The 19,631-nt window shown below is 72.3% G+C and carries 14 protein-coding genes; 3 read left to right on the plus strand and 11 right to left on the minus strand.

The genetic code is table 11. The features are described 5' to 3' along the window. On the minus strand, positions 1-1,107 hold a 1,107-nt coding region (locus ACYF6T_RS42630), incomplete at its 3' end, for an ATP-binding protein (protein ID WP_461703354.1). 192 nt (positions 1,108-1,299) lie between these two features. On the opposite strand from ACYF6T_RS42630, the gene ACYF6T_RS42635 reads away from it, so the two are divergent. After that, positions 1,300-5,349: a HAMP domain-containing protein gene (locus tag ACYF6T_RS42635; protein WP_461703355.1), complete on the plus strand. Its 4,050-nt coding sequence runs from the start codon at positions 1,300-1,302 to the stop codon at positions 5,347-5,349. A gap of 11 nt (positions 5,350-5,360) precedes the next feature. Beyond that, positions 5,361-5,981 (plus strand): response regulator, encoded by a 621-nt coding sequence (locus tag ACYF6T_RS42640; RefSeq protein ID WP_461703356.1) that lies wholly within the window; start codon positions 5,361-5,363, stop codon positions 5,979-5,981. On the opposite strand, the gene ACYF6T_RS42645 is transcribed toward ACYF6T_RS42640, so the two are convergent. Together ACYF6T_RS42645 and lepA are read right to left on the minus strand one after the other, a co-directional pair. Then, positions 5,890-7,764, minus strand: coding sequence for an AMP-dependent synthetase/ligase (locus tag ACYF6T_RS42645; protein ID WP_461703357.1), 1,875 nt, complete (start codon positions 7,762-7,764; stop codon positions 5,890-5,892). The two genes, ACYF6T_RS42640 and ACYF6T_RS42645, sit on opposite strands and share 92 nt — an antisense overlap. 250 nt (positions 7,765-8,014) lie before the next feature. Beyond that, entirely contained in the window at positions 8,015-9,883 is a 1,869-nt protein-coding gene (gene lepA, locus ACYF6T_RS42650; RefSeq protein WP_461703358.1) for a translation elongation factor 4, read from the minus strand. A gap of 230 nt (positions 9,884-10,113) precedes the next feature. Between lepA and rpsT the strand changes: the two genes are divergently transcribed. Continuing rightward, positions 10,114-10,380 carry a 30S ribosomal protein S20 gene (gene rpsT, locus ACYF6T_RS42655; protein ID WP_363088202.1) on the plus strand — a complete coding sequence of 89 codons (267 nt, stop codon included), beginning with the start codon at positions 10,114-10,116 and terminating at the stop codon, positions 10,378-10,380. 339 nt (positions 10,381-10,719) lie between these two features. Here the strand turns inward: rpsT and holA are convergent, their stop codons facing one another. The 8 genes from holA to ACYF6T_RS42695 all read right to left on the minus strand — a co-directional run bounded on the left by holA (position 10,720) and on the right by ACYF6T_RS42695 (position 19,206). Continuing rightward, complete coding sequence (holA, locus tag ACYF6T_RS42660; protein WP_461703359.1) at positions 10,720-11,709, minus strand: DNA polymerase III subunit delta; 990 nt, start codon at positions 11,707-11,709, stop codon at positions 10,720-10,722. A gap of 54 nt (positions 11,710-11,763) precedes the next feature. Further along, positions 11,764-12,009, minus strand: a complete 246-nt coding sequence (locus ACYF6T_RS42665; RefSeq protein ID WP_461703360.1) for a hypothetical protein — start codon at positions 12,007-12,009, stop codon at positions 11,764-11,766. 40 nt (positions 12,010-12,049) lie between these two features. Next, positions 12,050-12,931, minus strand: a complete 882-nt coding sequence (locus tag ACYF6T_RS42670) for a YceI family protein (protein WP_461703366.1) — start codon at positions 12,929-12,931, stop codon at positions 12,050-12,052. A gap of 126 nt (positions 12,932-13,057) precedes the next feature. Continuing rightward, entirely contained in the window at positions 13,058-13,861 is an 804-nt protein-coding gene (locus ACYF6T_RS42675) for an arylamine N-acetyltransferase family protein (protein WP_461703361.1), read from the minus strand. A gap of 28 nt (positions 13,862-13,889) precedes the next feature. Continuing rightward, a complete protein-coding gene (locus ACYF6T_RS42680; RefSeq protein ID WP_461703362.1) occupies positions 13,890-16,397 on the minus strand; it encodes a ComEC/Rec2 family competence protein in 2,508 nt (835 codons plus the stop codon). Further along, positions 16,394-17,425 carry a helix-hairpin-helix domain-containing protein gene (locus tag ACYF6T_RS42685; RefSeq protein WP_461703363.1) on the minus strand — a complete coding sequence of 344 codons (1,032 nt, stop codon included), beginning with the start codon at positions 17,423-17,425 and terminating at the stop codon, positions 16,394-16,396. The genes ACYF6T_RS42680 and ACYF6T_RS42685 overlap by 4 nt, the downstream gene beginning before the upstream one ends. A 128-nt stretch (positions 17,426-17,553) precedes the next feature. After that, positions 17,554-18,399, minus strand: a complete 846-nt coding sequence (locus tag ACYF6T_RS42690; RefSeq protein WP_461703364.1) for a DegV family protein — start codon at positions 18,397-18,399, stop codon at positions 17,554-17,556. A gap of 72 nt (positions 18,400-18,471) precedes the next feature. Then, entirely contained in the window at positions 18,472-19,206 is a 735-nt protein-coding gene (locus tag ACYF6T_RS42695; protein WP_461703365.1) for a hypothetical protein, read from the minus strand. Between the last annotated feature and the right edge of the window lie 425 nt (positions 19,207-19,631).

The raw sequence follows: 19,631 nt of genomic DNA on the forward strand, positions 1-19,631 counted from the left end.
AGGACCGGCGGACTGGGCGCACTCCGCGGGTTCGAGGCTCACGTCCCCGGCAGGCTCCGCGGGCCCGGAACCCTCCGTGGAGCCCTGACCGCCGCGCCACTCCACAGCTCCGGCGTCCTCGCGGGGCCCGGCCACCTCCAGCCGGCGCGCCGCTCGTGCCGTGCCGCCGCGCCCCGCGCCCGGCTCCCGCACCAGCTCAAGCTCCGCCGGCCCGGTCTCGCCCCGGAACCCGGACACCTCGCGATCGCCGTCCTCGACACCCCGCCCGACACCGCCCGCGCCCCCCTCCCCGCACGCGCCGAGCCGCCCCGCACGCTCCCCAACCCCCTCCCCGCACCCGACGAGCCGCCCCGCACGCTCCCCAACCCCCTCCCCGCACCCGACGAGCCGCCCCGCACGCTCCCCAACCCCCTCCCCATACGCGCCGAGCCGCCCGGCACTCTCCCCAACCCCCTCCCCGCACGCGCCGAGCCGCCCCGCACTCTCCCCAACCCCCTCCCCGCACGCGCCGAGCCGCCCCGCACGCTCCCCATCCCCCTCCCCGCACCCGACGAGCCGCCCGTCGGCGCCTCCGTCCGGGTTCTCCAGCAGCCGTGCCCACACCGTCTTCGTCCCCCGGCGGTACGTCACGCCCCAGGATTCGGCGAGGGTGGCGACCAGGCGCAGGCCGCGGCCGTACTCCGCGGTCCCGTACGGCGGCTCGGCGGCCGGGTCGCGGGGTGCGCGGGAGGGGTGGTGGTCCGAGACCTCGACGACGAGGGCGCCGGTCGCCTCCTCCAGTCGGCAGGCCACCGAGACCTCCGTGCCGGCGTGCACGACCGCGTTGGTGACCAGTTCGCTGGCGACCAGTACGGCGTCCTCGCCCAGCCGTTCTGGCAGCGGGGAACCCGCCGCCGCCCAGCCGTCGAGCGCGGCCCGCACCACCGCACGGGCGGAGCCGGGCGCGTGCGGCGTCCCGGACAGAATCGTGGGCGCCGGCGCACACCAACTCCCGCTCTCGGGCGCGGGCGCCCCCGCAACCGCTCCCCCGTCCGCCGACACCCGCGCCCCAACTGGCCCTGCGGGGGCGCGGAAAGCGGTCTCCCGCGCTGTCGGAATGGACCCCATGCCCTGCTCCCCGAGCGGTTCGGACGATTTCGCCTCGGTCGATGCCCACAGAGTGACAGACTGACCACGCCCATAAGCGCCGAGTTACCGAAGTGGGCCGCCATGAGTGAGAACCGTGCTACGCATGTACGCGAAGTCGGTCAGAAAGCGGACGAAATCCGAGCATCGGAGCTGCGGCCACTGCTCGCCGCGATGACCTCCGCCCGGGACGGCGACTTCGCCAAGGTGCCGGAGACGGGCGACGCCGGCGGCCTGGTGGCCGAGCTGACCGCCGCCTTCAACCAGATCGTGGACCGCAGCAGTCACTTCAACGGCGAGATCCAGCGGGTCAAGCGGGAGCTGGTGCGGCACGGCCGGCTCGACGAGCGGCTGTCGGCGAGCCCCGGCCAGGGCGCCTGGACCACCCGCGTCAACGATGTCAACCAGTTGCTGGACGCCCTGGTGGCACCGGCGGCGAACGCCACCCGGGTGCTGGACGCGGTGGCCGGCGGTGACCTCACCCAGCGGGTCGACCTGCACGACGGCAACCGGCAGTTGCGCGGTGACCTGCGGCGGCTGGGCCGTGCCGTGAACAAGATGGTCGACCAGTTGTCGCTGTTCACCGGCGAGGTGACGCGGGTCGCACGCGAGGTCGGCACGGAGGGGCGGCTCGGCGGCCGGGCCAAGGTGCAGGGGCTGTCGGGCAGTTGGCGGGACGTGACCGAGGCGGTCAACACGATGGCCGCGCGGCTGACGGCCCAGGTCCGGGACATCGCCCTGGTGACGACGGCGGTGGCGCGCGGCGACCTGACCCGTACGGTGACGGTGGAGGCGACCGGCGAGCTGCTGGAGCTGAAGCTCACCGTGAACACGATGGTGGACCAGCTCTCCGCCTTCGCCGACGAGGTCACCCGCGTCGCCCGCGAGGTCGGCACCGAGGGTCAGCTGGGCGGCCGGGCGCAGGTGCGGGGCGTCTCGGGCGTCTGGAAGGACCTGACGGACAACGTCAACTTCATGGCGTCCAACCTCACGTCCCAGGTGCGCAACATCGCCCAGGTGACCACCGCGGTCGCCAACGGCGACCTGAGCCAGAAGATCACGGTCGACGCCAAGGGCGAGATCCTGGAGCTGAAGTCGACCATCAACACCATGGTGGACCAGCTCTCCGCCTTCGCCGACGAGGTCACCCGCGTCGCTCGCGAGGTCGGCACCGAGGGCAACCTCGGCGGACGGGCCGAGGTGCGCGGGGTGTCGGGGGTCTGGAAGGACCTGACCGAGAACGTCAACTTCATGGCGGACAACCTCACCTCGCAGGTCCGCAACATCGCGCTGGTGTCCACCGCGGTCGCCCAGGGCGATCTCGGCAAGAAGATCACGGTGGAGGCGAAGGGGGAGATCCTGGAGCTGAAGTCCACGATCAACACCATGGTGGACCAGCTCTCCGCCTTCGCCGACGAGGTCACCCGCGTCGCCCGCGAGGTCGGCACCGAGGGCAACCTCGGCGGCCAGGCGCAGGTGCGGGGCGTCTCGGGCGTCTGGAAGGACCTGACGGACAACGTCAACTTCATGGCGCTGAACCTCACGTCGCAGGTGCGCAACATCGCCCAGGTGACCACGGCCGTCGCCAACGGCGACCTGTCGAAGAAGATCACCGTCGACGCGCGCGGCGAGATCCTCGAACTCAAGGACACCGTCAACACGATGGTGGAGCAGCTGCGCGCCTTCGCCGACGAGGTGACGCGCGTGGCCCGCGAGGTCGGCACGGACGGCCGGCTGGGCGGCCGGGCGCAGGTACTGGGTGTGTCCGGTGTCTGGCGGGATCTGACCGACAACGTCAACTACATGGCGGACAACCTCACGTCGCAGGTCCGCAACATCGCCCAGGTGACCACGGCCGTCGCCAACGGCGACCTGTCGAAGAAGATCGACGTGGACGCGCGCGGCGAGATCCTGGAGCTGAAGACGGCCATCAACACCATGGTCGACACCCTGTCCTCGTTCTCCTCCGAGGTCACCCGGGTGGCCCGCGAGGTCGGCTCGGAGGGCCAACTGGGCGGCCAGGCGCGGGTGGAGGGCGTGTACGGCACCTGGAAGCGGCTGACCACCAACGTGAACGAACTGGCGTCGAATCTGACCACCCAGGTCCGGGCGATCGCCGAGGTGGCCTCCGCGGTGGCCCAGGGCGACATGTCCCGCTCGATCACGGTGGAGGCGCGCGGCGAGGTCGCCGAGCTGAAGGACAACATCAACCTGATGGTGGCCAACCTGCGCGAGACGACCCGCGCCAAGGACTGGCTGGAGTCGAACCTGGCCCGGCTGGCCGCGCTGATGCAGGGCCACCGGGACCTGATGGAGGTCGCCGACCTGATCCTGCGGGAGCTGACGCCGCTGGTGAACGCCCAGTACGGCGCGTTCTTCCTGGCCGATCCGGACGAGGCCGGCACCTCTCTCCGCACAACCGTTCCTGCAAAGGGACTGGCGTTCATCGCCGGTTACGGCGCCGCGCAGGAGGCCACGGTGGAGACCGGCGGGCTGCCGGTGCACGGCCTGGTCCGCCAGGCGGCCCGGGAGAAGAAGCGGATCCTCGTCGAGGAGGCCCCGCCGGACTACATCAAGATCAGCAGCGGTCTGGGCGAGGCCGCCCCGACCAGCGTCGTCATCATCCCGATCCTCTTCGAGGACAAGCTCCTCGGCGTGATCGAGCTGGCCTCCTTCTCCCGCTTCTCCGACGTCCACCTGGCGTTCTTCGACCAGTTCGTGAACACCATCGGCGTCGCCATCAACACCATCATCGCCAACTCCCGCACCGAGTCCCTGCTCGGCGAGTCCCAGCGCCTGGCCATGCAGTTGCAGGAACGCTCGGACGAACTGCAGAAGCAGCAGGCGGAGTTGCAGCGCTCGAACGCCGAACTGGAGGAGAAGGCGGCCCTGCTGGCCACCAGCTCCCAGTACAAGTCGGAGTTCCTGGCGAACATGTCCCACGAGCTGCGCACCCCGCTCAACTCGCTGCTGATCCTGGCCCGGCTGCTGTCCGACAACCCGGACGGCCATCTCTCCGACCAGGAGGTCCAGTTCGCGACGACGATCCACCGCTCCGGCTCCGACCTCCTCCAGCTGATCAACGACATCCTGGACCTGTCGAAGATCGAGGCCGGCCGGATGGACGTACGCCCGAAGAAGCTGCCGCTGATCAAGCTGCTCGACTACGTCCACGCCACCTTCCGCCCGCTCACCCTCGACCGGGGGCTCGCCTTCGAGGTCGCCGTGGGCGAGGACGTGCCGCGCGAGATGTACTCCGACGAGCAGCGCCTGCAGCAGATCCTGCGCAACCTGCTGTCCAACGCGATCAAGTTCACCGCGACGGGCCGGGTCGAGCTGCGCGTGACCCGGGTCAACGACCCCGAGCACCACTGGGTGCAGGGCGGCGACGAGGTCGTCGCCTTCGCCGTCTCCGACACGGGTATCGGCATCGCGCCGGAGAAGCTCCCGGTGATCTTCGAGGCGTTCCAGCAGGCCGACGGCACCACCAACCGCAAGTACGGCGGCACGGGCCTCGGGCTGTCCATCAGCCGTGAGATCGCGGGCCTGCTGGGCGGCCGTATCGTCGCCGAGAGCGAGCCCGGCGCGGGCTCCACCTTCACGCTGTACGTCCCCGTCGTCAGCCCCGGCCACACCGCGCCCCCGGCCACGGAGGACCGCCCGCTGCCGGTGCCGCAGCAGCAGTCCGCCGAGCACTTCCCGGCCGCGCACGACACCGACGACTCGTGGCCGGCGCCGACCAAGCTGGAGGCGTGGAAGCGCGGCCGGGCCGGGCAGGTCCTGCCGGGCCGGCGGGTGCTGATCGTCGACGACGACATCCGCAACGTCTTCGCCCTCACCCATGTCCTGGGCCGGGTCGGCATGCCGGTGCTGTACGCGGAGAACGGCCGCGAGGGCATCGAGACCCTGGAGCGCAACCCGGACGTGGAACTCGTCCTGATGGACATCATGATGCCGGAGATGGACGGCTACGAGACCATCTCCGCCATCCGCCGCACTACCCGCTGGTCGGGCCTGCCCATCGTCGCGCTCACCGCGAAGGCGATGCCCGGGGACCGCGAGAAGTCCATCGCGCGGGGCGCCAACGACTACGTCCCGAAGCCGGTGGACGTGGACCAGTTGCTGACGGTGGTGTGCGCGCTCCTCGATCCGGAGGGCGCGGGCCGCGAGGAGCAGACCGATGCCGAGGAGGCGGCGGCCGCGCCGGCGCCCGAACCCGAATGAGGCACTGTCACATGAGCGTCGAGGTCACGACCGACGAGCGCGCCAGCATCCTCCTCGTGGACGACATGGAGGACAACCTGATCGCCCTGGAGGCCGTCCTGGGCTCCCTCAACGAGCCGCTGGTGCGGGCGCGTTCGGGCGAGGAGGCGATGAAGGCGCTGCTGCGCCGGCACTTCGCCCTCGTCCTGCTCGACGTCCGCATGCCGGGCATGGACGGTTTCGAGACGGCCGCCAACATCAAACGGCTCGACCAGACCAAGGACGTGCCGATCATCTTCCTCACCGGCGCGGAGGAGGACTCCGGTTACGCCTTCCGCGGCTACGCCACCGGCGCCGCCGACTACCTGACCAAGCCCTTCGACCCCTGGGTGCTGCGCGCCAAGGTCACCGTGTTCCTGGACCTGTACCGCAAGAGCCGGCAACTGGAGCGGCTGTACGGGGAGCTGGACTCCCGCCTGGCGGAGCTGGAGGAGCGGCTCAACGGGACAGAGCCCCCGGACCTGGAGCAACTGCGCGCCCAGGTCCGGGAGTTGCGTGAGGTCACGCCTCCCGCGTACCGGCGTACATCTCGTCGATCAGATGCTTGTACTCCCGCTCCACCACCGGGCGCTTCAGCTTCAGACTCGGCGTGATCTCCCCGTGCTCCACGTCGAGGTCCCGGGGCAGCAGCCGGAACTTCTTGATGGTCTGCCAGCGCTGGAGCCCCTCGTTGAGCTGCGTGACGTAGCCCTGGACCATCTCCACGGTCGCCGGCGCGGCCACGATCTCCGCGTAGGACCTGCCCTCCAGCCCGTTCTCCTTGGCCCACTCCAGGATGGACGGCTCGTCCAGCGCGATGAGGGCGGTGCAGAAGTTCCGGTCGGCTCCGTGCACGAGGATGTTGGACACGTACGGGCACACCGCCTTGAACTGCCCCTCGACCTCGGCGGGCGCGATGTACTTGCCGCCGGAGGTCTTGATGAGGTCCTTCTTGCGGTCGGTGATGCGCAGGTACCCGTCGGGCGACAGCTCGCCGATGTCACCGGTGTGGAACCAGCCGTCGGCCTCCAGGACCTCCGCCGTCTTCTCGGGCAGCCCGTGGTAGCCCTGCATGATGCCGGGGCCGCGCAGCAGGATCTCGCCGTCGTCCGCGATGCGGACCTCGGTGCCGGGCAGCGGCTTGCCGACCGTGCCGGTGCGGTAGGCCTCGCCGGGGTTGACGAAGGAGGCCGCCGAGGACTCCGTGAGGCCGTAGCCCTCCAGGATGTGGATGCCGGCGCCGGAGAAGAAGTAGCCGATCTCGGGGGCGAGGGCCGCCGAGCCGGAGACGCACGCCCGCAGGTTCCCGCCGAACGCCTCGCGGATCTTGGCGTACACCAGCGCGTCGGCGACCTTGTGCTTGGCGCCCAGCGCGAACGGCACGGACATCGTGCCGGTGCGCCGGAAGTTGTCCTGCGCGACCTTGGCGTACTCGCGCGCGACCTCGGCGGCCCACTGGAAGATCTTGTACTTGGCGCCGCCGCCGGCCCGGGCCTTGGCCGCGACCCCGTTGTAGACCTTCTCGAAGATGCGCGGGACGGCCGCCATGTAGGTCGGCTTGACCACCGGCAGGTTCTCGATGATCTTGTCCACGCGGCCGTCGACGGCGGTGACGTGCCCGACCTCGATCTGCCCGGAGGTGAGCACCTTGCCGAAGACGTGCGCTAGGGGCAGCCACAGGTACTGCACGTCCGACTCGCTGATCAGACCGGTCGCGGCGATCGCCTTCGCCATGTACGCCCAGTTGTCGTGCGGCAGCCGCACGCCCTTGGGGCGCCCGGTGGTGCCGGAGGTGTAGATCAGGGTGGCCAGCTGGTCCCTGGTGATCTTGCCGACCCGCTCCTTGATCAGGTCCGGGTTCTTCTCCAGGTGGGCGGCGCCCCGGGCCTCCAGCTCGGCGAGGGTGAGCACGCCGTCGCCGGTCTCGACGCCGGCCGCGTCGATGACCACGACATGGCCGAGCTCGGGCAGCTCCGCGCGCTTGGCCCGGGCCTTGGCCAGCTGGTCGGCGTTCTCCGCGATCAGCACCCGGCTCTCGGAGTCGGAGAGGATGAACGCGGACTCGTCGGCGTTGGTCTGCGGGTAGATCGTGGTCGTCGCGGCGCCCGCGCACATGATGCCGAGGTCGGCGAGGATCCACTCGATCCGGGTGGAGGAGGCGAGGGCGACGCGCTGCTCCGGCTGCACACCGAGCTCGATGAGACCCGCCGCGATCGCGAAGACCCGCTCGGCGGCCTGGGCCCAGCTCAGCGACTTCCAGTCGTCGGGGCCCTCGCCCGAGGCGGGCGGCACGGGGTAGCGGTATGCCTCGGCGTCCGGCGTGGCCGCCACGCGCTCCAGGAAGAGGGTCGCCACGCTCGGCGGCCGGTTCTCGATCAGTGTCTGTGTGTCGCTCACGACATCCTCCGGGGCCCGCGACAGTGCGCTGGCTCAAGTGCGGCTGGCTTCACGCAGTAGCGTTTGTTTAACTCGCGAGTAACTATCGAGCAGAGATCAGAGTAGAGCCCGACCGCCCGGTTCGTAAGAGGCGGCGGCCTGTCACTTCCTACAGAGAGCGACCCTACGCGCGCGTAGGGGCCCGTCGCGCTTTCGTACGACGGACCCCTGTTGCGCCCGGTTTGCCGCGGCGACCGGCGGTTACGGGTGGTTACTTCTTGCTCTTGGCCGATCCCGCGCTGTCATCGCTGCTGAGGACCGCGATGAAGGCCTCCTGCGGAACCTCCACGGAACCCACCATCTTCATCCGCTTCTTGCCCTCCTTCTGCTTCTCCAGCAGCTTGCGCTTACGGGAGATGTCACCGCCGTAGCACTTGGCGAGGACGTCCTTGCGGATGGCGCGGATGGTCTCGCGGGCGATCACCCGGGAACCGATGGCGGCCTGCACCGGCACCTCGAAGTTCTGCCGCGGGATGAGCTCCTTGAGCTTGGCGACGAGCCGGACGCCGTACGCGTACGCCTGGTCCTTGTGGGTGATCGCGGAGAACGCGTCGACCTTGTCGCCGTGCAGCAGGATGTCGACCTTGACCAGGGAGCTGGACTGCTCGCCGGTGGGCTCGTAGTCGAGGGAGGCGTAGCCGCGCGTCTTGGACTTCAGCTGGTCGAAGAAGTCGAAGACGATCTCGGCGAGCGGCAGGGTGTAGCGGATCTCGACCCGGTCCTCGGAGAGGTAGTCCATGCCCAGCAGGGTTCCGCGCCGGGTCTGGCACAGCTCCATGATCGCGCCGATGAACTCGGTCGGCGCGAGGATGGTGGCGCGCACGACGGGCTCGTAGACCTCGTCGATCTTGCCCTCGGGGAACTCGCTCGGGTTGGTGACGACGTGCTCGGTGCCGTCCTCCATGATCACGCGGTAGACCACGTTGGGCGCGGTGGCGATGAGGTCGAGACCGAACTCGCGCTCCAGCCGCTCGCGGATGACGTCGAGGTGGAGCAGGCCGAGGAAGCCGACGCGGAAGCCGAAGCCGAGGGCGGCGGAGGTCTCCGGCTCGTAGACCAGGGCGGCGTCGTTGAGCTGGAGCTTGTCGAGGGCCTCGCGCAGCTCGGGGTAGTCGGAGCCGTCCAGCGGATACAGGCCGGAGAAGACCATCGGCTTGGGGTCCTTGTACCCGCCGAGCGCCTCCGTCGCCCCCTTCTGCTGGCTGGTGACGGTGTCGCCGACCTTGGACTGGCGGACGTCCTTCACGCCGGTGATGAGGTAGCCCACCTCGCCGACGCCGAGCCCGTCCGCGGGCAGCATCTCCGGGGAGTTGGTGCCGATCTCCAGCAGCTCGTGCGTGGCGCCCGTCGACATCATCCTGATGCGCTCGCGCTTGTTCAGCTGGCCGTCGATGACCCGGACGTACGTCACGACACCGCGGTAGGAGTCGTAAACGGAGTCGAAGATCATCGCGCGGGCGGGGGCGTCGGCGACGCCGACCGGCGCCGGGATGTCCCGGACCACCTTGTCCAGCAGGGCGTCGACGCCCACGCCGGTCTTGGCGGAGACGCGCAGCACGTCGTCGGGCTCGCAGCCGACGAGGTTGGCGAGCTCCTCGGCGAACTTCTCGGGCTGCGCGGCGGGCAGGTCGATCTTGTTCAGCACGGGGATGATCGTGAGGTCGTTCTCCATCGCCAGGTACAGGTTGGCGAGGGTCTGCGCCTCGATGCCCTGGGCGGCGTCGACGAGGAGGATGGTCCCCTCGCAGGCGGCCAGCGACCGCGAGACCTCGTAGGTGAAGTCGACGTGCCCCGGAGTGTCGATCATGTTGAGGATGTGCGTGTTGCCGGGGTCCGTGGTGGGAGCCCACGGCAGACGCACCGCCTGGGACTTGATCGTGATGCCGCGCTCACGCTCGATGTCCATGCGGTCGAGGTACTGAGCACGCATCTGCCGCTGCTCGACCACACCGGTCAGCTGGAGCATCCGGTCGGCGAGCGTGGACTTGCCGTGGTCGATGTGCGCGATGATGCAGAAGTTGCGGATCAGAGCCGGGTCGGTACGGCTCGGCTCGGGCACATTGTTAGGGGTCGCGGGCACGCAGGGTCCTGATTCTTGAGGTATCCGCAGGGTGACGGTCTCGGGTCGGATCGATACGTAGCCTCCATGGTCCCACGGGCGGGGACCGGGGACCGTTTTGGGCCGTCGGCCCGGCCACTGGTAGCCTGGGTCGCTGTGTCTCATGCCCTCTCAGCGCGAGGCACGCCTCAAGAAATCACCTGGCACGGGCCCCGCACGGGCGTGTGCCTGAACCTGAAAAGGCTCAATCAGTGGCGAACATCAAGTCCCAGATCAAGCGGATCAAGACCAACGAGAAGGCCCGGCTGCGCAACAAGGCCGTCAAGTCCTCCCTGAAGACCGCGATCCGCAAGGCCCGTGAGGCCGCTGCCGCGGGTGACGTCGAGAAGGCCACCGAGCTCCAGCGCGCTGCCGCGCGTCAGCTCGACAAGGCGGTCTCGAAGGGCGTCATCCACAAGAACCAGGCCGCCAACAAGAAGTCGGCGCTTGCTTCCAAGGTCGCGACCCTCAAGGGCTGACACCTTCTGTGATCTGACCGGATCCCCCGGGATCCGAAGCGCCGGAAGGACCCAGGGCGGGCCCTCTCTCATCCGCCCCCGTCCGGCACCCGAGAGCCCGTTCGCGGCCTGCGTTCGCCACGCGGGAACGGGCTCGACATCGTGAACCGAAGGCCCCGCCAGGCACTCTTCCCCAGGACGCCGACGGGGCCTTCGGCATGCCCGTCGCCCAGCCCTGACCGGCGGCGCCCCGACCGAGCGCGGGGGCGGTGTCCATGTGCGGCTCCGCCATGTGGGCGACCGGCCACGACGCTCCGACGGGCGAGCGCCGACCGGCCGCGGCGACGGCCGGCGGAGTGCTCAACCGCGGCCCCGGGACCGCGCCGCTCGGGCGATGGTCACGACCGCCTTCTCCAGCGCGTACTCGGGGTCGTCCCCGCCGCCCTTGACCCCGGCGTCGGCGTCGGCGACCGCCCGCAGGGCCACGGCCACCCCGTCCGGCGTCCAGCCCCGCATCTGCTGGCGCACCCGGTCGATCTTCCAGGGCGGCATCCCGAGCTCGCGCGCCAGATCGGCCGGCCGCCCGCCCCGCGCGGACGACAGCTTGCCGATGGCCCGGACGCCCTGCGCGAGCGCGCTGGTGATCAGCACGGGCGCGACGCCGGTCGACAGCGCCCAGCGCAGCGCCTCCAGGGCCTCGGCGGCCCGTCCCTCCACGGCCCGGTCGGCGACCTCGAAGCTGGAGGCCTCGGCGCGGCCGGTGTAGTACCGCCCGACGACGGTCTCGTCGATGGTGCCCTCGACGTCGGCGACGAGCTGGGAGACGGCCGACGCCAGCTCCCGCAGATCGCTGCCGATGGCGTCGACGAGTGCCTGGCAGGCCTCCGGCGTGGCCGACCTGCCGACCGTCCGGAACTCGCCCCGCACGAAGGCCAGCCGGTCGGCGGGCTTCGTCATCTTGGGGCAGGCCACCTCCCGGGCGCCCGCCTTGCGCGCGGCGTCCAGCAGCGCCTTCCCCTTGGCGCCGCCCGCGTGCAGCAGCACCAGCGTGATCTCCTCGGCGGGGGCACCGAGATACGCCTTCACGTCCTTGACCGTGTCGGCGGACAGGTCCTGCGCGTTGCGTACGACCACGACCTTGCGCTCCGCGAAGAGCGAGGGGCTGGTCAGCTCGGCGAGGGTGCCGGGCTGCAGCTGGTCCGGGGTCAGGTCGCGTACGTCCGTGTCGGCGTCGGCGGCCCTGGCGGCGGCCACCACCTCCTGCACGGCACGGTCGAGCAGGAGGTCCTCCTGGCCCACGGCGAGCGTCACCGGGGCGAGAGGGTCGTCATTCGCAGTCTTCCTGGCCATCGCGTACAGCATGGCACGGCCCACTGACAACGCCGTCCGGTGCCGGGTGCGGGGCTACGGCTCCTCCCGCCACCCCTCCCACTCCCCCGCGAACGCGTCCAGCTCCGCCGGGTCCAGCCGGGCCTCCTCGTCGCGCAGTACCAGCAGCCACTGGGCGTCCTCGGCGTCGTCCTCGCCGGCCAAAGCGTCCCGTACCAGTTGCGGCTCCTCGTCGAGCCCGAAGCGTTCGCCCAACGCCGCGGCCGCCTCCTCCGCGGCGTCGCGGTCGGGCAGCACCAGCACATGTCTCACATCGCTCACGCGCCCATTTTCCGCCACCCCCGCCGGCCGCGGACTCGGGTCAGCCCTTGGGCACGATCTGCACGTCCAGCTCGACGCGGATGCTCGGCCCCACCACCGCGATCCCGCGCGCCAGCATCGTCTGCCAGCTCACCGTGAAGTCGTCCCGGTGCAGCTCCGTCGTGGCCCGGCAGGCGGCCCTCGCCTCGCCCTCCATGCCGTTGCCCAGCCCGAGGTACTCGGTGTCGAGCGTCACCGTGCGCGTCACCCCGTGCAGCGACAGCGCCCCCGTCACCGCCCACCGGCTGCCGCCCTTGTGCACGAACCGCTCGCTGTAGAACTCCAGCGTCGGGAACCGCTGCACGTCCAGGAAGTCCGCCGAGCGCAGGTGGTCGTCGCGCATCCTGACGTTCGTGTCGATGGACGCCGCGTCGATCACCACGTGCATCGCCGACCGCTCCACCTGCTCCGCGATCCGCACCGCCCCCGCGAAGGAGTTGAACCGCCCGTGGATGCGGGCCAGCCCGATGTGCCGCGCGGTGAACCCGATCGAGGAGTGCGCCGGCTCGATCTCCCAGTCCCCCGGCGCCGGCAGCTCCGGCGGCTGCGCCACCTGGAGGGTGACGTCACCGAGCGAGGCGAGCGCGTTCTCGGCGACGGTCGCGCTGGCCCGGTACGGCGCGTAGCCCTCGGCCGACACCGCGAGCCGGTACTCCCCCGCCGGGACCGTCGTCACGAACGACCCGTAGGGGTCCGTGCCCCCGCTGACCACCTTGCGCCCCATGGTGTCGCTCACCGCGAACTCCGCGTGCGTCACCGGCTCGTTGACCGGGTCGAGCACCCGGCAGCTCAGCACCCCGGCGCTCGGCGGGGTCTGCACCGCCGCCAGCGGACTCGTCCGTTGCACCCTGCTCGCTCGGTTCTCCAGCCAGCGGCCGAACATGTACGCCACCCCTGTGCGCCTCGACATCAAGTGTTGCCGAAGAGGCATTCGATCACCGATGCGGCTTTCGAGGCAACACGGACCGCCTGCGCACGAGTAGCGACGACCCGCCCCCTGTGGCCCGAATCACCCCCGACTACGGGGATTTCGCACAACCGGCACACAGTCCAGCTCGATCCCGAAGCCGTCCCGGTACAGCGCCAGCACCTCCTCGTCCGTCTCCAACTCCCGCTCCCCGCGTGTCCCGTCGGGGGCCGTCGTCTTGACCACGCGCCCGCTCAGCGTGATCCGCCCGCCGTCCTCCGCCACCCGCGAGCACACCAGCGACCGCGTGAAGTGCGAGTGGGGCGAAGTGCTGTGCCACCACGCCCCGGCCACGAAGTCGCCGAGCTCGCGCGGCCGCACCTCCAGGCGGTACTGCGGTGTGCCGTTCATCACGACGTCCAGGTCGGGCCCCGCCTCCCCGATCCGGAACACACCCGCCGGATCCGCCTGGTCGCCCCGCTCCCCGAACGCCAGCGGCCAGTGGCTGTGCGCCCCGAACCCGACGTCGGCCAGCCACTCGCTCCCGTCCGCCGCCCGCACGCGCAGCGCGAGATGGTCGTACGGAATCCCCAGCCGCCCCTCGTCCCCGAACACCCGCCCCGCGAGCAGTGCGACCTCGAAGCCGAGCGCGGCGAGCAGGACACCGAACGCCCCGTTCAGTTCGTAGCAGAACCCGCCCCGCCGCGCCCCCACCACCTTCTCCAGCAGCCGCTCCTCCTCCAGCACGATCTCCTCGCCGAGGTGGATCGACAGGTTCTCGAAGGGCACGGCCCGCAGGTGACGCAGGTGCAGGTCGCGCAGCACCTCGACGGTGGGGGCGGCGGGCCGGTCCGGGGGGTCGACTCCGAGGCGACGGAGGTAGGCGTCGATCTGTGCGCTGTGCATGACCCCAGTGTCATGCCGTCCGGTCCGCTCAGTCCCGCACCACCCCCAGCTCCGCTCCCGTCCCGGTGACCGCCAGCGCCCCGTCCCGGTCCGTGCGCAGCACCACCGCGCCCTCGGCCCGCAGCGCGGCGACCGTGCCGGGGGCGGGATGGCCGTACGGGTTGTCCGCGCCGACGGAGATGAGCGCCAGCCGGGGCGCGACCCGGCGTATCAGCTCCGGATCCTGGTAGGCCGAACCGTGATGGGCGACCTTGAGGACGTCGACGTGGTCCAGCAGCACGCCCTCGGGTGACCTCGACAGCGCCTGCTGGGCCGGGGGTTCGAGGTCCCCGAGCAGCAGCAGCCGCAGCCCCGCCGTGCGGACGAGCAGGGCGACGCTGGCGTCGTTCGGTCCGTCGGGGCCGGGTGCGGGGTCCGGCGGGGGCCACAGCACCCGCCAGGAGAGCGGGCCCGTGCGGCGCTGCTCGCCGGCGCTCGCCCGGGTGAGCGGGATGTGCCGTGCCGCCGCCTGTGCGTGGACGAACGCGGCCTGGTCCGCGGGCTCCTCGAACCCGGTCGTCTCGATCGCCCCCACCTGCCGGCCGCGCAGCACGCCGGGCAGTCCGGCGACGTGGTCGGCGTGGAAGTGGGTCAGCACGAGCAGCGGAATCCTGGTGATGCCGAGGGTGCGCAGGCAGCGGTCGACGAGGGTGGGGTCGGGCCCGGCGTCCACGACCACCCCGCTGCCGTCCCCCGCCGCGAGCACGGTCGCGTCCCCCTGCCCCACGTCGCACATCGCCAGCCGCCACCCCGGCGGCGGCCACCCGGTGATCACCCTGGTCAGCGGCGGCGGCTGCACCACCGCGACGACGAGCAGCACCCCCACGGCCACGCACCACCCCGGATGCCGCAGCAGCCGCCGTCCGGCCACCAGCACGGCCACCGTGACCAGGCCGAGCAGCGCGGCGCCGCCCCAGCTTCCCGGCCAGTCCACTCCCCCACCGGGCAGCGCGGCCCCGGTACGGGCCACGTCCGCGATCCATCCGGCGGGCCAACTCGCGCACCAGGCCAGCGCCTTGGCGAGCGGCATCGCCACCGGCGCCGCCGCCAGCGCGGCGAACCCGAACACCGTGGCCGGCGCCACCGCGAACTCGGCGAGCAGGTTGCACGGCACCGCCACCAGGCTCACCCGCGCCGACAGCACGGCGACCACCGGCGCGCACAGCGCCTGCGCCGCACCCGCCGCGGCCAGTGCCTCCGCCAGCCGCGGCGGCACCCGGCGCCGGCGCAGCGCCTCGCTCCAGCGGGGCGCGACGGTGAGCAGGGCGCCGGTGGCCAGCACGGAGAGCAGGAAGCCATAGCTGCGGGCCAGCCACGGGTCGTACAGCACGAGCACCACAACGGCCGTGGCCAGCGCGGGGATCAGGGATCTGCGGCGCCCGGTGGCCAGGGCGAGCAGCGTGACGGCTCCGCAGGCCGCCGCCCGCAGCACGCTCGGGTCCGGCCGGCACACGACGACGAACCCGAGGGTGAGCACCCCGCCGAGCAGCGCAGTCGTCCGCAGCGGGATGCCGAGCCGTGGCGCGAGCCCCCGCCGCTCCGCCAGCGAGGCCAGTCCGGGCGGCCCGACCAGCAGCGCCAGGATGATCGTGAGGTTGCTCCCGGACACGGCGAGCGTGTGCGCCAGGTCCGTCTCCTTGAAGGCCTCGTCCAGCTCCGGCGTGATCCGCGCGGTGTCCCCGACGACCAGTCCCGGCAGCAGCGCCCGGGCGTCCGCCGGCAGGCCGTCGGTCGCCTCCCGCAGCCCGGCCCGCAGCCGCCCGGCCCACCGCTGCGTCCCGGACGGCCCGCCGACCACCTCGGGCGGGGCCTTCCCGCGCACCCGCAGCACCCCGGCCACCCGGTCGCCGCCGACGAGCGGCGGAGCCAGCCGGGCGGTGACCCGCAGCCGGGTGGAGGGCAGCAGGTCGAGCCAGGGCGAGGAGGGAGCCGCGCCGGGACGCCCCGGCCCCAGGTCCACGATCAGCAGGACCGGCGTGCGCGCCGTGACCACCGTCCCGTCCGTCCGCCTCACCCGCCGCACGTCCGCCGCGATCACCGCCGTGGCCGGAGCCGCGTGGTCCCCGCTGATCCGGGGCCGGGCGAGCCGTGGGTCGGCGGTGACCTCGGCCTCGGCGGTCGTGGTGGCGTACTGCCGCGCCAGCCCCGGCACGGGTCCGCGCCGCAGGTCGCTGCCGTGCAGCCCCGCGGAGACGGCCGCGGCGGCGACAGACAGCAGCACCGCCGCGACGGAGGCCCGCGGCCACCCCGGAACCGGCGCTCCCCCGGCCCTCGTCCGCGCGAGCAGCAACCCGGCTCCGACGGCACAGCCCACCGCCACGCCCGTGACCCACCCCGCCGACGCGTCCAGCGTCAGCGCGGCCGTCACCCACACGGCGATCGCGGGCGGCACGAGCCGCAGGTCCACCGGTCCTTCCTGCCGGGGGTGGGCGACGCCGAGCCGCCGCCCGGAGGCCGCGTGGACCGGCGACCGCTCCGCATCGGTCGTCGCGCTCATGGCCGTACGAGATTCCGCAGATCGGCGAAGCGGCGGTCGCCGATGCCGTTGACCTCGCGCAGTTCGTCCACCGAGCGGAAGCCGCCGTGCTGGGCGCGGTAGTCGACGATGTGCCGGGCCAGCACCGGCCCCACCCCCGGCAGGGTGTCGAGCTGGTCCACGGTGGCCGTGTTGAGGGAGACCGGTGCCGCGGGGCCGGTGCCGGAAGCCGCACCCGCGGCTGCGGGCCCGGGGGCCGGGACGGGCGCCGCGGGGGCACCGACGACCACCTGCTCGCCGTCCACGAGGAAACGGGCCTGGTTGAGTCCCGCCGTGCTGGTGCCGGGGCGCACCCCGCCCGCCGCCCGCAGCGCGTCGACGACCCGTGAACCGGCCGGCAGACGGTGGATCCCGGGATGCCGGACCTTGCCGCTGACGTCCACGACGATCTCGGCCCCCGCCGTGCCCACGGCACCCGGCGCCCCCACCGCCTGCGCCGAGCCGCCCCCGCCCGGCCCGGGCTCCTTCCGTTCCCCTCGCCCGCCGTAGGGCGCCGCCGCGCGCACCACCTCCGGCGCCGGCACCGTCTGGCTGCGGCCCGCCCAGAAGTGTTGCACCGCGAACACGGCGGCGACGACGAGCAGGGCGGTGAGCGCGAGCACGTTCCGCCGCTCCAGGCCGCACCTGGTCTGCAGCCACAGGGGCATGCGCTCCCGCAGCGCGAGCCCGGCCCGCGTCTGCCAGGCCGGCCACCCGACGTCTTCGTCTTCGCTGTCGGCAGGGCCGGCGGCGCCTTCCCCCAGGGCGCCCGCGGTCGGCGGCCCCGCCTCCGACTCCCGCCAGTCGGGCGGGGGTTGGGGCAACGGCTCGGCCGGGCGTTCGGGGAAGAGCAGCTCCGCCCGGCGCCGGAGTTCCCGCGCCGACGCCGTGCGCTGCCGGCCCCGGCCCCGCGCCGGCGAGCGGCGATGACGGGTCCTGCCGTCCGAGGCGGGGCTCCGGCCCGGACCACTGGAAACGGTCGCTGTGCGTGGACGTGATCGAAGTGCCATGCGAGGAGGATCGGGCACCCCGGCCACTTGGCGATGATCTTGCTCAATTCCCGGGGACAACCCACCGGTTGTGGATAAGTCGGTCACTCACACGAGGGACGCCGAGGACAACCCCGTCACCGGTTCCGTCACCGCGGCGACACCACAGCCCCCAGCAACCCGGGCCCCGTATGCGCCCCGATCACCGCCCCCACCTCGCTCACATGCAGGTCGGCCAGTCCCGGCACCCGCACCCGCAGCCGGTCCGCCAGTGCCGACGCCCGCTCGTGGGCGGCGAGATGGTGGACGGCGATGTCGACCTGCGCGCTGCCGGCGCGGTCGGCGACGATCTCCTCCAGGCGGGCGATCGCCTTCGACGCCGTACGGACCTTCTCCAGCGGCTCGATCCGGCCGCCCGCCAGCTGCAGCAGCGGCTTCACCGCGAGCGCGGAGCCCAGCAGCGCCCGGGCCGCGCCGATGCGGCCGCCGCGGCGCAGATAGTCGAGGGTGTCGACGTAGAAGTAGGCGGAGGTGCCCGAGGCCCGCTTCTCCGCGGCCGTGACCGCCTCGTCCACGGTCCCGCCCGCCTCCGCGGCCTCCGCGGCGGCGAGGGCGCAGAAGCCGAGCGCCATGGCGACCATCCCGGTGTCCACCACCCGTACCGGCACCGGGGCCTCGCGCGCCGCGAGGACCGCCGCGTCGTAGGTGCCCGACAGTTCCGCCGACAGGTGCAGGGAGACGATGCCGTCGGCGCCGGACTCGGCGACCTTGCGGTAGGTCTCGGCGAAGACCTGCGGGCTGGGGCGCGAGGTGGTGACCGGACGGCGCTTCTGGAGTGCCTGGGCCAGGGAGCGGGTGGAGATCTCGGTGCCCTCGTCCAGCGCCTGGTCGCCCAGGACCACGGTCAGCGGCACCGCTGTGATGCCGTGGCGCTCCATCGTCCGCGGCGGCAGGTAGGCCGTTGAATCGGTGACGATCGCGACATGGCGGGACATGAGCTGGAGGTTACCTGCCGTAGCGCCCGGGCGGCAGTCCGGCCTCGCTGACCTGGGCAGACCTTGACCGGATCAAGTGGTGCTCTCGGGACGGGGTTTCTTCTGCCAGGGGTAGGCGGGGCGCCGGCCCGGCGGGGTGATGGCGGGGCGGGCCGGCTCCTGGGCGGCGTCCCGGCGGGGTGGCTCGGGCCAGGTCTGGCCGGGTGTGGCGTCGCCGGTCGCGGGGGCCTCGGGCCAGGGCGGTGGGGCCGGCGTCGGCTCCTGCCTCGTCCAGTGCCGCAGGGCGCCCGCCTCCATGTCGATCTGGGTGCTCAGGGCGTCGAGGTCGTCGTCGGCGAAGCGGCGGGCCCGGTCGCGGGCCGCCCAGCGCAGGGAGTCCGCGGAGGTGACGATGCGCTCGGTGCGCTCGCGCAGGGTGGGCAGCCGCTCGGCGAGCGCGGTGCGGTCCGGCTCGGACTCCAGGCGCTTGAGCTCGTCGTCGAGTTCGTGTCCGTGTGCGCTGAGGCGTTTGAAGAGGGCCAGGGATTCCTTGAGCGACTCGTCCTCGCTCACGCCCGCGTGCAGCGCGTCCTGCGTGGCGCGCATGGACGTGCGCAGTTTCAGGCGCAGTTGGGCCAGTTCGCCGGCGGCGCCGGGCTGGGCGAAGGACTTGGCCCGCAGCGTGTGGTCCTCGACCGTGCGCCGGGCCTGCGTGAGGGTGCGGTCCACGCCGCGCTTGGCGGCACCGACGACCTTCACCGTGGCGTAGGCGCCGAGCGCCAGGAAGAGCACGAACAGCAGGGCGAACACTGCGATCACCGCTTCCACTGCACTCCCCTTCCGGCCGCTCACGGCACGCGCCGCGCCGCTCTCCACGGTAAACGAGACGGGCAGGCCCGGAGTTCCAGAAAAACCCCGAACCTGCCCGTAGGGGACTACCCCGAGGCCCACGCCCCGGACCGACCAGCGACCACGACCTCACCCGGAGGACGACCACGGCCTCACCCGGAGGACGACCCACGCGCCGCCCCGAATTCGCCTACCGCTACCTCGGAAGACCACGACCCGCCCCGAAGACGCCTACCGCTACCCCGGAGGACCACACGCCCCGCCCCGAAGACGCCTACCGCTACCCCGGAAGACGACCACGACCCGCCCGCGAACGCGCCCACGCCCCGTCTCCCCGGCAGGCGCCCGTCGTCCACCGCCGCAGCCTCGCCCGGCAGCCGGACCCTGGTCCGTCCGCCCCTAGG

Source organism: Streptomyces sp. 7R007 (genome assembly GCF_054850255.1).